General features: G+C 39.2%; 13 protein-coding genes and 1 pseudogene. 11 read left to right on the top strand and 3 right to left on the bottom strand.

Annotated features, from left to right (window positions below; translation table 11 throughout):
* Positions 1–711 precede the first annotated feature (711 nt).
* The 3 genes from HZ311_RS05635 (at position 712) to HZ311_RS15745 (ending at position 1,979) form a co-directional block, all read left to right on the top strand.
* A complete protein-coding gene (locus tag HZ311_RS05635) occupies positions 712–1,251 on the top strand; it encodes an RICIN domain-containing protein (RefSeq protein WP_023520414.1) in 540 nt (179 codons plus the stop codon).
* A 127-nt stretch (positions 1,252–1,378) separates the two neighbouring features.
* Positions 1,379–1,738: a hypothetical protein gene (locus HZ311_RS15750; RefSeq protein ID WP_224434923.1), complete on the top strand. Its 360-nt coding sequence runs from the start codon at positions 1,379–1,381 to the stop codon at positions 1,736–1,738.
* A 52-nt stretch (positions 1,739–1,790) separates the two neighbouring features.
* Entirely contained in the window at positions 1,791–1,979 is a 189-nt protein-coding gene (locus HZ311_RS15745) for an RICIN domain-containing protein (RefSeq protein ID WP_023520412.1), read from the top strand.
* A 101-nt stretch (positions 1,980–2,080) separates the two neighbouring features.
* Here HZ311_RS15745 and HZ311_RS05625 read toward each other — a convergent pair whose 3' ends face one another.
* Together HZ311_RS05625 and HZ311_RS05620 are read right to left on the bottom strand one after the other, a co-directional pair.
* Positions 2,081–2,749, bottom strand: coding sequence for a DsbA family protein (locus HZ311_RS05625; protein WP_023520411.1), 669 nt, complete (start codon positions 2,747–2,749; stop codon positions 2,081–2,083).
* Between the two features lie 114 nt (positions 2,750–2,863).
* Positions 2,864–3,439, bottom strand: a complete 576-nt coding sequence (locus tag HZ311_RS05620) for a CYTH domain-containing protein (protein ID WP_010734256.1) — start codon at positions 3,437–3,439, stop codon at positions 2,864–2,866.
* A gap of 130 nt (positions 3,440–3,569) precedes the next feature.
* On the opposite strand from HZ311_RS05620, the gene HZ311_RS05615 reads away from it, so the two are divergent.
* The 4 genes from HZ311_RS05615 to mgtE are packed head-to-tail and all read left to right on the top strand — an operon-like array spanning position 3,570 to position 7,330.
* Complete coding sequence (locus HZ311_RS05615; protein WP_019722324.1) at positions 3,570–4,274, top strand: GTP pyrophosphokinase; 705 nt, start codon at positions 3,570–3,572, stop codon at positions 4,272–4,274.
* On the top strand, positions 4,252–5,049 hold the full coding sequence (locus HZ311_RS05610) for an NAD kinase (RefSeq protein WP_010734258.1): 798 nt from the start codon (positions 4,252–4,254) through the stop codon (positions 5,047–5,049). Before HZ311_RS05615 ends, HZ311_RS05610 begins: the two co-directional genes overlap by 23 nt.
* Before the next feature lie 2 nt (positions 5,050–5,051).
* Positions 5,052–5,951 carry an RluA family pseudouridine synthase gene (locus HZ311_RS05605; RefSeq protein ID WP_010734259.1) on the top strand — a complete coding sequence of 300 codons (900 nt, stop codon included), beginning with the start codon at positions 5,052–5,054 and terminating at the stop codon, positions 5,949–5,951.
* 17 nt (positions 5,952–5,968) lie between these two features.
* Positions 5,969–7,330 (top strand): magnesium transporter, encoded by a 1,362-nt coding sequence (mgtE, locus tag HZ311_RS05600; protein ID WP_010734260.1) that lies wholly within the window; start codon positions 5,969–5,971, stop codon positions 7,328–7,330.
* A gap of 187 nt (positions 7,331–7,517) precedes the next feature.
* On the opposite strand, the gene HZ311_RS05595 is transcribed toward mgtE, so the two are convergent.
* A complete protein-coding gene (locus tag HZ311_RS05595; RefSeq protein WP_023520410.1) occupies positions 7,518–8,159 on the bottom strand; it encodes a copper homeostasis protein CutC in 642 nt (213 codons plus the stop codon).
* A gap of 193 nt (positions 8,160–8,352) precedes the next feature.
* Between HZ311_RS05595 and HZ311_RS05590 the strand changes: the two genes are divergently transcribed.
* The 4 genes and pseudogenes from HZ311_RS05590 to recD2 all read left to right on the top strand — a co-directional run.
* The gene (locus HZ311_RS05590; RefSeq protein WP_041684305.1) at positions 8,353–9,210 is read left to right on the top strand and encodes a methyltransferase domain-containing protein; all 858 of its coding nucleotides are present in this window, start codon (positions 8,353–8,355) and stop codon (positions 9,208–9,210) included.
* A gap of 229 nt (positions 9,211–9,439) precedes the next feature.
* Positions 9,440–9,943, top strand: a complete 504-nt coding sequence (locus tag HZ311_RS05585) for a tRNA (cytidine(34)-2'-O)-methyltransferase (RefSeq protein ID WP_010734263.1) — start codon at positions 9,440–9,442, stop codon at positions 9,941–9,943.
* Between the two features lie 326 nt (positions 9,944–10,269).
* A complete protein-coding gene (locus HZ311_RS05580) occupies positions 10,270–10,923 on the top strand; it encodes a histidine phosphatase family protein (RefSeq protein WP_010734264.1) in 654 nt (217 codons plus the stop codon).
* 18 nt (positions 10,924–10,941) lie between these two features.
* Positions 10,942–13,264, top strand: a pseudogene (recD2, locus tag HZ311_RS05575) (SF1B family DNA helicase RecD2); the annotation flags it as partial.
* Positions 13,265–13,284: the final 20 nt, after the last annotated feature.

Here is a 13,284-nt window from a genome sequence, read left to right as displayed (position 1 = left end):
TTAGAGCAAAGAAATTTTTATTGATCGATTATGGAAACAAAAAGAGAAATCCGATCAATAAACACTAGATGGAGGAACAGAAATTGTCGAAATCAATAAAAAATATCCTTATAGTAGGAGTAGGTGTGGCTATGTATTTATTTACTGCATATGTCTATCGCCATGTGAGCGTGTTTGCAGAGCCTTTGGATCAAATTGTATCAATCGGATTCTACCATTGTTCAAGGGTTTGCTAATTTGATGATCTTCCTATTATTTACTCCTGCACTGAGAATCATTAGTCTTCTTATCTGCTTGGTTTTACTAGTTGTTGTCAATAAAAAAAGAAAGAAGGATCAGTCTGCTGTTTAAGGAAATTAGTCCGGCAGTGTGTATCATTTATAATTTAACAGAAATAATTAGAGAATTGTAGGTGTTTCAAGTAACCGATGATTCTCTTTTTTATACAGTTGAAAAACAATATATTTTTATGTTTAATAATAAAAATAAAAAACATGAAAAAATTCATAGTAAATTTACTTTTCATTGTGCGTGAAAAAGCAAGAAAGCCTATAAAATAAGTGCTTTTTATTATAATTAACGCACTTATTAAATAAAAAATAAATAGTGTTGTATTACCACTCAAAATAAATTTACTAAATAAAAACATGGCATACTGTGTTCAACAAATCGATTTGTATCAAACAAAAAAACAAAAAGGGGAACAAAAAAATGAAAGTGTTCACAAAATTATTTTTAGGAGCATTTGTAGCAACGACGTTAGGAGTAGTCGGAGGAAGTCAAACAGTCTCGGCAGATTTGGATCAAAACATACCAGGTTCTAATGTTGCGGACACCTTTAAAAATCAAGTGGTGAGAATTGAAAGTGCAATGGATTTGGGAAGGGCGTTGGATTGGGATCAATCTAATCTTGACCAAGTAATCATGTACAATAATACTGGCTCATGGAATCAAAAATGGAATATGTTTTATGATTCTAGTGCTGATACATATACTATCTCAACTGATCCTCACCAGATCAACGGCTATATCAGATCAGCAGAATTGGCTGTATCTGACAAAGTTTTTGATAGTCAAGGAAATCCAAAGATTGCTACGACTGGATTAAAAGTAAATTGGAAACTGTACAGAGTAGGCGATGCTGTGGGTGCTGGTGTTTATGTTTTAAAAAATGCTGAATCAGGTAAAGTATTGGATCTGGAAAATGGTAGCCCGTACGACACGAAAGGCCTAGTCGCACGTGAAGGATAGGGTACTGGAACTGCTAGTCAACGATTTATTCTTAGAGTAGTAGGTAACCTTTGATCCTTCGCTAGCTGTATTTCATTTAAATCGAAGAAAAACGAAAAAAGACAAAAACAAAAAAGGGGAATAAAAAATGAAAGTGTTCACAAAGTTAATGGTAGGAGCGTTTGTAGTAACGACATTAGGAGTAGTAGGAGGAAATCAAACAGTCTCGGCAGGCATAGAAGAAAATATACCAGGATCTAATGTTGCTAACTACTTTAACAACAAAGTTGTAAAGATTCAAAGTGAAATGAATAGAGGAATGGTATTGGATTGGGATCAAAGCAATTTAGACCAAGTGATTATATATAATAGTGCTAACTCATGGAATCAAAAATGGAATATGTTTTATAATTTTGCTACTGAGACGTACACTCTCTCAACTGATCCTCATCAGTTCAACGGGTTTATCAAATCAGCCATCCTTATCTGTATCCGAAAAATCTTTTGATAGCAAAGGAAATCCAAGAATTGCAACGACAGGTCTAAATTCAAATTGGCGATTGTATAAAGTAGGTGTAGATGAACTTTTAGGTGATGGACTTTTTGTATTACAAAATACTGAAACAGGTAAAGTACTGGATATTGAAAATGGGGCTCCTTCACAAGGTCAGAAATTAGTTGCTACCGAAGGAGAGGGTCGTGGTACGTCAAGTCAAAGGTTCCGTATTCATATTGTAGGAAATGTTTAACCATATACAATATATTTGATTTGAAAAAATAGTAAAAAAGACATAAAACAGTTTACCTTGTTTTGTGTCTTTTTATTTTGTGTGATACACACATCTATTATTTAATTTGAAAGCAAAGATAAATGGCTATTTCCGGAATGAAGTTGTGGATTCGTTGCTTGCAATGGATGGCTTTCAAACAGCTGATAGCTGTCTTCTTTTCCTTGACAGATCGCCATGATTTGGCGAACACTGTTCATGCCTTCAACTAATACTCCAAAATTTTGTTCACGATTATAATTATAAACAACAGCAGATGGATGTTTCTTTATTCCCATTTCACGGGCCATTTTTTGGTCTGAGAAAAATGCTTCTTTGACAAATTCAGATTGGCGATCTTCTTTGAACATGTTTAGATCTCCAATTTCTGAAAAAATCGATTCAGAAAGCTGTTGAGAATATGGAATTTTTTTACAACTGACTGCTTCTTGTAAACGGCTAAGAAATTGTCTTCCTTTTTTCTTTCCTTGAAAATGCGCAGCTTTGCAATCTAATGCGGCTGAATAAGTAATGGAAAATAGTTTGTTGCGCTCTTCAAGATTAGTTTGAGAAATCCCGTTAGTCTGCATGACATCCCCGATTGTCTGCAAGTTAACTAGTGGTAGAAAACGAAATTGTACTTTGTCTTTCGGCTTCTTTCCATATTCCTCATCAATAAATTGAACGAGCTGTTGCTCTAAATGAAAGCAGTTTTTCCCCAATGGATTAACAAAAAAATAGATTTCGATCATACGAATCTCCCCCAAATTAGATTCTATGCAAATCATGAATAATATTCACAACGTATAACTTACCAGAAAATCCCGAAAAAATGAACTCATGTGCCTTATGAAAATGATAGAGTTCTAATTTTTGGCCTCAAACATTCGTTGGATTTTATTTTTTGAAGGATGATAAGGAATTCCTTGACGTTGAAGGAAGCGCTCAAATGCTACTTTTCCACTGGCAGCATCAGTGACTTCTAATTCTAATTCATAGTCGTGAAGTTGTTCCCCCCAACTTTCGTCAATGGCTAACAAGCCTTCATCAATAGGAAATTCAACACGCTTAGTCGTCAGTTCTCCGATTTCGAACAATTGATTGGAGTCGATCGATAGCTCATGAAGTTTTTCTAAAACAGCGCCCGTTCGTGGCAGTGTCTGATCCTCGATCATTTTAGTGGCTTCTTGGAGCGTATAGGTGTCTGTTGTTTCCAATTTTCCTTCTGCAGCTGGCGTTTTTAACGTGTACTCCGCATAGGTATCTAATAAGCGGATACGTAAGCCACAACCACGCTGTTTTAATTGGAAATCAGGCGTGTCATAATAAATATTGGTTTGGATATGGAAGGATTCCGTTGTAAGTTGATAGTGCGAAAGCAAACGCGTGTAATCTTCCTTAGCTAGCAATGTTTTAAATTCGATCTCTAACATTTCAGTCATTGGCTTCGCCCCTTTTCTTTTATTTTGCCTAATTTTTTGTTTTTGGTCAACTTCAAAGACAGAAGGTGCAAAAAAACTATGTTTATATGTTAGAATATCTATGAATGTTAACAAAGTAGAGGTATAGATTATGGAACGAGACTGGGAAGAGTTTTTAGCACCTTACGAACAAACAGTATCAGAATTAAAAGTAAAACTAAGAGGAATACGTAAACAATTTAGAGAACAAAATCGCCATGTCCCAATCGAGTTTGTGACGGGGCGGGTCAAACCGGTAGAAAGCATCGTTACCAAGTCTCAATTGCGTCATATCCCAATGGCGCGTTTAGAGGAAGAAATGTCAGACATTGCTGGGCTAAGAATCATGTGTCAATTTGTAGAAGATATCCATCAGGTGGTTGAGATCATCCGTAACCGAAAAGACATGAAAGTATTACAAGAGCGAGATTATATCACCAATAAAAAAGCGAGTGGGTATCGCTCGTATCATTTAGTGATCGAATATCCAGTCCAATTGATCAGTGGTGAAAAGAAAATTTTAGCAGAAATTCAAATTCGAACGTTAGCGATGAACTTTTGGGCAACGATCGAACATTCGTTGAATTATAAATATCAAGGTGTATTTCCGGAAGAAATGAGTGAACGATTACAACGTGCAGCGGAAGCCGCGTATCAACTCGACGAAGAAATGTCGAATATTCGTGAAGAAATCCAAGAAGCACAACGGTTATTCTCACATGGCAGAGGCAAATCTGAAGATGCCTATTATCGCTCATTGATCAATCAAGAGAATAAACATGAGGAGGCAAAAGATGAAGGTAGCGATCGTTCATAACAAGGAGCCCAAAACATTAGCAGTCACCGAACGATTGAAAAATCTTTTGGCTCAAGCAAATATCAAAATCGACGATCAACAGCCAGAGTTAGTGATTTCAGTTGGTGGGGATGGGACGCTATTAGCAGCGTTCCATCAATTTAGCCATGCTTTGAACGATGTGCGTTTTTTAGGCGTCCATACAGGGCATCTAGGCTTTTATACGGACTGGCGGGACTATGAATTAGAAGAACTAGTCGATAGCCTGAAAACTAATCGTGAGCAAAGTGTCAGCTACCCGTTGCTGGACGTTCGAATCAGCTATTTAGATGATAAGCCTGATCAACATTTTTTTGCTTTGAACGAGTCGACAATCAAGCGTTCTAACCGAACGATGGTAGCAGATGTGTATATCAAAAACGAACTATTTGAAAGCTTCCGTGGTGATGGTTTGGCATTATCTACGCCTACCGGATCGACTGCTTATAATAAGAGTGTTGGTGGGGCTGTGATCCATCCAAGTATCAATGCATTTCAATTAGCAGAGATTGCTTCATTGAATAACCGCGTTTTTCGTACGCTAGGTGCGCCGATGGTCATTGCTCAAGATGAATGGGTGGAAATTCGTTTAGAGAATACCGCAGATTATTTGGTGACGATTGATCAATTGGACGTTTCAAAAAATAATATACGAGCCATTTATTATCGGATTGCAGAAGAAAGAATCCACTTTGCTTCTTATCGACATATGCATTTTTGGCACCGTGTGAAAGATGCCTTTATTGGTGAGGTTTAGCAATGGAGTTTACATGGATCTATGAAAAAGAGCAAGCGCAACAAGTAAAATATTTTTTAAAAGAAAAAGGGATCTCCAAAGGGCTACTAGCGAAAATCAAGTTTCAAGGCGGCACGATCATGGTCAATGATCAGGTTGAGAACGTCTTGTTTTCTTTGGCTCAAAATGATAAGGTAACCATTGTGATTCCAGCAGAAGGCGAGCATGAAACGGTTCTTTTAGACGAAACACCGATCGAGATCGTTTATGAAGATGAACACCTCTTAGTCGTCAATAAACCAGCTGGAGTATCCTCGATACCGGCACAATACCATCCTACCGGTACGATGGCGAATCGAGTGAAAGCTTATTATAAACAACAAGGCTATGAAAATCAGGTGATCCACGTAGTGACTAGACTAGATCGAGATACTTCAGGATTGATGCTTTTTGCAAAGCATGGTTTTGCGCATGCAAAATTGGACGTACAGCTTCGCGAAAAGAAGTTCGTCAAAAAATATCAAGCCTTGGTCAGTGGCGATGTGGCTACGTTGAAAGCGCATGGGCAGATCGATTTACCAATTGCTCGTGATATGACATCATTATTAAAACGTAAAGTTTCTTCTACGGGGAAAAGTGCGCAAACGGAATACTGGTTAGAAAACAGATCAGCAGAGATTGCACTCGTTGATATCCAATTGCATACGGGGCGCACGCATCAGATCAGAGTGCATTTTTCTGCGATCGGGTGTCCTCTTTTAGGCGATGACATGTATGGGGGAAGGATGGATCAAGACATAGCTAGACAGGCGTTGCATTGTTATGACTTACAGTTCTATCATCCGTTTACAGAAAAATTATTAGCATTCAAACAGCCTTTAGCAAAAGATATGGCAACAATAGTGAAACGATTTGAAGATTAAGGTGAGGTGAGATTGGTTTGGACGAAAATCAAGAATTAGAGGAAAGATTTGCCCAGTTAGCTCAAGATCTAAGAGAAAACAATATTCAAGATTTTAGAAATAACTTCTTGGAGATGCATATCTACGAACAGGGGCAATTCTATCAATCCCTTAAGGAAGCAGATCGTCAACAGATTTATACCTATCTTTCGCCAAAGGAATTGGCGGATATGTTCGATGTCATTGAAGAAGATAACGAATATATGAAGGAATATTTAGCAGAAATGCGTCCTAGTTATGCTGCGGAAATGCTCTCAGAGATGTATACCGATAACGCGGTCGATTTGTTGAATACATTAGATAAGAAACAAGTGGCGAAATATCTTAGCTTGATGGCAGCAGAAGATGCGAGCGAGATCAAAGACCTCTTGCATTATGAAGATGAAACGGCTGGGGCGATCATGACGACCGAATTTATTTCGATCGTTGCGAACCAAACCGTTCGTTCGGCGATGTATGTCTTGAAAAATGAAGCAGATGTGGCAGAAACGATCTATTACATTTATGTAGTCAATCAGGACAATCAACTTGTTGGGGTTATCTCGTTGCGTGATTTGATCGTCAATGATGATGATGCGATGATCTCTGATTTGATGAGTGAACGGGTATTATCTGTTCACGTAGGCGATGACCAAGAAGATGTGGCACAAACTTTCCGTGACTACGACTTTCTTGCGTTGCCTGTCACGGATTATGATGATCATTTATTAGGGATCGTGACTGTCGATGATATCATTGACGTTATCGATGATGAAGCCGCGAGTGACTATTCTGGATTGGCGGGGGTCAACGTCGAAGAAATCAATGAGAATCCAGTAAAATCAGCTTCTCGCCGCTTACCTTGGTTGATCACTTTATTATTTTTAGGTATGTCAACTGCCTCTTTGATCAGTCATTATGAAGAATTGGTCAGTGAAGCAAGTATTTTAGCTGTCTTTATTTCTTTGATCACAGGGACGGCTGGAAACGCCGGTACACAATCGTTAGCGGTCGCTGTACGTCGCCTAGCGATTTCAGATGAAAAAGATCAGGGCTTTGTTCGGTTGATCGTGGCGGAAGTATTGACGGGTTTAGTGACCGGCGCTGTGACTGGCCTAACGATCTTCTTGATCGTAGGATTTTGGAAGCAGAACTTTATTCTAGGCTTTGTTATTGGTATTGCGATGCTATTTGCGATCACAGTGGCAAATCTTGCGGGAAGTTTGATCCCGATGTTGATGGATCGTTTAGGCTTTGACCCTGCCGTTGCCAGCGGGCCATTTATTACGACCTTGAGTGACTTGACCAGTGTATTGATCTATTTCAATATCGCTTCGTTGTTTATGGGGTATTTTATGTAAGATAATAGAGCTAAAATAGTGTCTGGGACATTAGTCCTCTGTACCACCTAAAACCGAATAAACGGCGGGAACAGAAGTAACCTCTTCGGAAATAAGGCGCCATCCACAAAAATTTGAAGAACAATTTTCGTGGATGGCGCCTTATTTCTCGAGGCTGAACACTTCTGTTCCGACCTCTTATTTTTGTTTATTCAGATAAAGGAACGATTTTGGTGCCGTGGACTTCGTGGACTCCTAAAGCATCAGCAACTACTTGTGCATTTTCTGAAGTGATACCACCACCAGGTAAAATGATGATTCGACCGTCTGCATGAGCGATCAACTGCTTTAAGTGTGCAAAATTATCTTCGATGTTTGTACCGGCAACACCGCCATGTGTCAAGATACGATGAACGCCATGTTCAACCAACCAATCGATGGCTTCGTATTGACGTTCTTGAGGAATCGCATCAAACGCCATGTGGAAGGTGATCTGTAGGCCTTCTGCGGAGTCGATCAAGACTTCCAGTGCTTCTTCATCTAACCAACCAGAAGGAGTCAAGCAACCGATCACTACACCATCAGTTCCTAGTTTTTTGGCTTCAATCAAGTCAGTGTGCATGATTTTCAATTCGATATCATTATAAACAAAATCGCCACCACGTGGTCGGATGATCGTCATGACAGGTACACTTTTTTCATTAGCGTAGCTCAATACTTCTTCAATGACACCAGTACTTGGTGTAGTGCCACCTACTGCTAGGTTGTCACATAATTCGATCCGATTGGCTCCATTTGCGATGGCTAACGGGATCGATGTATAATTCTCCGCACAAAATTCTTTGATCATATTCTTGCTCCTTTATTATGTCTACTTTTGTTGAAATTATACCATAGTTTTTACAGTTGCTAAAGCGCTCTTCAAACGGTAAGATGAAGGGGATAGCATGATAGGCAACATCGGATAACGAATGTTTTTAAAGAAAGTTTTTTATCTTTATATGACTATCTCACTACGTATTTTAAAGGAATGAATAATCACTATGTTAAAGAAAATAGACCAGAGTCGACTATTTTTATCAGAGAATGCCCAAATGTTCCGCTGTCCGTTATGTCAAGCATCCTTTTTATCGACCACGAATGGGCTTATTTGCCAAAAGAATCATCGTTTTGATTTATCTAAAAAGGGAACGTTGTATTTTTTATCTCACGCAATCAAAACCGAATATGATCAAGGTATGTTTGCTCCAAGAAGACGAATGATCCAATCAGGTATGTATCAACCATTGATCGAACAGTTAGCTAAGCATCTACCAAGTGATGCGACTGTTCTAGATGTCGGTTGTGGAGAAGGGAGCTTTTTGGCGGCCATCGATCAATTACAACCATTAAAACAAGCAATTGGCTTTGATATCGCGAAAGAAGGTGTCTATGCAGCCACTGAACAGCCGATGCAAGCATTTTGGTGTGTCGCGGATTTAACGAATTTGCCTTTTGCGGATCAACAATTTTCGACGATATTGAATATTTTCTCGCCTTCTCACTATCAAGAGTTTCAGCGAGTACTTGCAGATGACGGCATGGTATTAAAAGTCGTTCCACAATCAGGCTATTTAAAAGAATTACGCCAAGCTTTTTATCCAGATCAGCCAGAAAAACACCATTATTCTAACGAACGTGTTGTTGACAAATTCATGGAATCAATGGCGTCAGTGGAACGTCAACGTGTGACGTATGAATTTACGATTCCTGAAGAAAATCGCCGTGATCTCTTGGCAATGTCGCCACTGGAATGGCAAGTAGCAAAAGAAATAAAAGAGGCTCTGATGGAAGAACCCCTTAGAAAAATTACAATTGACGTAGAATTGTTAAAAGGAAATAAGAGAAAACGATTCCAATAAGAATATTATAGAGTTAAGGTTGCAAAAAGCGTTTAATGGTGATATAGTAGCAACAAGTTGTTTTTTCATTGGTTTTTATCAGGTTCCTGTTCTGATAAAAGATAGTGAAAAGAGCTTCACTAACGTAACGACTCGCAGTGACTGACACCGAGTTGATACGTTTTTTTTTATGCAAAAATCAAGATTTAGTCTAAAATGGATTTCACATATACATGAGAGGATGAATAGTATGAACCACATCGTTTTATTTGAACCTTTGATTCCTGCAAACACAGGAAACATTGCACGAACATGTGCAGCGACCAACACACCGTTACACTTGATCGAACCACTAGGATTTTCAACAGATGATAAACAGCTGAAACGAGCGGGGCTTGATTATTGGCATGATGTGGATATCACGTATCATGCAGATCTACCAGCATTTATGGCTTACTTAGGCGATAGAAAGTTACATTTGATCTCCAAATTTGCGAATAAAGTATACAGTGATGAAAACTTTGCAGATGGCGAAGAGCATTTCTTTTTGTTTGGGAAAGAAACAACTGGATTACCGGAACCCTTTATGCGCGAGCATGAAGAAAAATGCTTACGTATCCCTATGAATGATACACACGTCCGTTCATTGAATCTATCGAATACAGCGGCAATGATCGTGTATGAGGCATTGCGTCAACAAGGTTTCCCAAATTTAGAGTTAACACATCATTACGAAAATGATAAGCTAGACTAAAGGTTGTAAAGAGAGGTTTCGCTCCTATTAAGAAGACGAAGTTGAGAAAATAGTTTCTCTTGCTGCTCAACCTTCGTTTTGATAGAGTAGGAGCTTCCTTTTGCATTTCCTTGATCGAGGGTGTGGATGAAGTATATTTCGTGAACATCGCTGATCGAAAACAAGACTACATAAACGATAGCACAGTTTTTTTACAGTCGATTTTTAGCGATATTCAATTGGCGAAAGCCTCTATTTTTTAGAAACAAGCTTTTCTACACGGTCCAACAGGAAAATCCTATATGATAGTATATATATACAAGTACGGAGTGAGGAGTCTAACATCTATGGAACTATACTTTACAAGACATGGTAAAACGGAATGGAATCTTGAAAGACGCTTTCAAGGAAGCCAAGGAGACTCACCGTTGTTACCTCAAAGCTATGAGGAGATCAAGACATTCGGCCAAATGGTCAAGTCTGTTCCTTTTGAAGCTATTTATTGCAGTACGGCAAAACGTGCAAGAGATACAGCAAAAGGGATCAATCAAGAATTGGACCATCCGACAGAAATCATTTATACAGATAAATTAAGAGAATTAGGTTTAGGAAAACTGGAAGGACAGTCGATCGAAGAGATGTACAAAAAATTTCCAGAGAACTTACCTAATTTACGAAATCATTTAGATAAATATGATCCAACACCTTTTGAAGGAGAGCCGATCACCGAAGCAATCACGCGGATCGAAGCCGTTGTTGCGGATGCAGTCTGTCAACATCAAGGGCCTATTCTATTTGTAGGGCATGGTGCCTCTTTAACTGCTGCGATCCAGTGGATGACTGGTAAAGAATTAGGTCAGTTACGAGAAATGGGCGGTTTATTCAATAGTAGCTTGACGATTTTAGAAACAGGAGAACCAAACAATCTGTTACCATATGACCTTAAAGTATGGAATCAGGTGGATTTTTTAGGTAATGGACAGCCAGAGCCTTTACTATAAATAAAGGAGGCGGCCTCGATGGAGCCAGAAGAAATGCCTTATTTTGTCGGCACAGTTGCCGCTATCTTTTTTCAAAATCCTAGTAATTTTTATAAAGTATTGCTCATCCAAGTCAGTGAAACAAGTGTTGATTATCGGGAAAAAGAAATTGTCGCAACTGGTAGTTTTGGCGATATCCAAGAGAACGAAGTGTATCGTTTTTATGGTGAGCTAGTTGATCATCCTAAATATGGCAGACAGTTGAAGGTAGAGCGTTACGAACAGGAAAAGCCGACGACAGCCAACGGGATCGTCAACTACCTATCAAGTGACAAGTTTCCCGGTATCGGAAAAAAAACCGCAGAGAAAATCGTGGAACTGCTTGGTGAAGATGCGATTGAAAAAATCATCGAAGATCCTGCGCAATTGCAACAGATTTCAGGTTTAACGAAGCCAAAAAGAGAAATGATTGCTGAAACGATCCGTTTGAATCATGGAATGGATCAAGTGATCATGGGGTTGAACCGTTACGGATTTGGGAGTCAATTAGCCTTTAGTATCTATCAAGCTTACAAAAATGAAGCGTTGGATATCATTCAAGAAAATCCTTACCAATTAGTCGAAGAGATTGAAGGAATCGGCTTTAAACGTGCAGATAACTTAGCTGAACAAATCGGCATTGCTGCTGACTCGCCACGACGCATCAGAGCAGCGATCTTGCACCAGATTTTCCAACAGGCGATCCAAACCGGTGATACCTATGTGCCTGCTGAATCTTTATTGCAGCAGACGATCAAAATCTTGGAATCAAGTCGTCCAATCGAAATCGAACCGGATCAAGTAGCGACTGTCATTATTCAGTTAGTGGAAGAGGGAAAGATCCAACAAGAAGAAACGAATCTATATGAAAATAGTTTGTATTTTTCTGAATGGGGGATTGGCAATTCGATCCAACGCTTGTTGAGTCGAAAAAAGGAAATCAAGTACGAACCAAAAGAAATTAAAAAGAATATTCGACGAATTGAGAAAATGTTTGGTATCCAGTATGGGGATTCACAAGAAGAAGCGATTTCTGAAGCGATTCGCTCACCACTATTTATCTTGACTGGTGGTCCAGGAACTGGAAAAACTACAGTGATCAATGGCATCGTTCATCTGTTTGCAGAGTTAAACGGCTTAGATCTTGATCCGACGAAATATACACAAGAGATTTTTCCGATCCTCTTAGCTGCACCCACAGGACGGGCTGCTAAACGGATGAATGAAACGACTGGCTTGCCAGCTAGTACGATCCACCGGCTTTTAGGTTTGAATGGTCGTGAAAAAACCCCTTCAATCAGCACGAAGGAATTAGACGGTGGCTTATTGATCGTCGATGAAATGTCGATGGTTGATACATGGTTGGCCAATACACTGTTCAAGGCGATCCCTACGAATATGCAAGTGATCTTAGTAGGGGACAAGGATCAGCTACCATCAGTAGGTCCTGGGCAAGTCTTGCATGATCTATTAGAAATCGATCAAATCCCTAAAATCGAATTGAATCAGATCTATCGTCAAGGCGATGGCTCAAGTATCATTCCTTTGGCTCATGAGATCAAAGAAGGAAGATTGCCAGCAGATTTTACGAAAAATCAAAAGGATCGCTCTTTCTTTGCAAGTGATGCGTATCAAATCGAACCATTGATTTCTAAAATCGTGGAAAAGGCGAAAAACAAAGGATTTACTGCACAAGATATTCAGGTGTTGGCACCGATGTATCGCGGTGCAGCTGGTATCGATGCCTTGAATAAAATGATGCAAAATATTTTCAATCCAGGCGGTGGGAATCGGAAAGAAGTTCACTGGAATGATACAGTTTATCGAATCGGGGATAAAGTACTCCATTTGGTCAATACGCCAGAATTAAATGTGTTCAATGGTGACATGGGGGTAATCACGGGAATTGTTTTAGCAAAAGATTCGGAAGATAAGGTGGACGAACTCGTCATCCAATTTGATGCCAATGAAGTGAGTTACAAACGAAATGAATGGAATAAGATCACCCTGTCTTATTGTTGCTCGATCCATAAATCCCAAGGTAGCGAGTTTAAGATGGTGATTTTGCCGATGGTTCATCAATACCAACGAATGCTCCAAAGGAATCTGTTGTATACAGCGGTTACTCGTAGTAAGGAATTATTGATTTTGTTAGGGGAAGAGCAAGCATATTTGACATGTGCAAAAAACGAATCCGCTGTTCGATTGACGACACTGAAGAAGCGGATCGAAGATAACGAAATGACTCTTAATCTGCGTACGAAATTAGCCGCTTATGAAGATTCCTTGACAGGTGATGATCCATTTGAAGAAGGAACGTATTCGGCAGCCATTGAACAAGTG

It is taken from the genome of Enterococcus mundtii (assembly GCF_013394305.1).
Classification (GTDB): Bacteria; Bacillota; Bacilli; order Lactobacillales; family Enterococcaceae; genus Enterococcus_B; species Enterococcus_B pernyi.
This window is presented reverse-complemented; position numbering and strand designations above follow the sequence as displayed.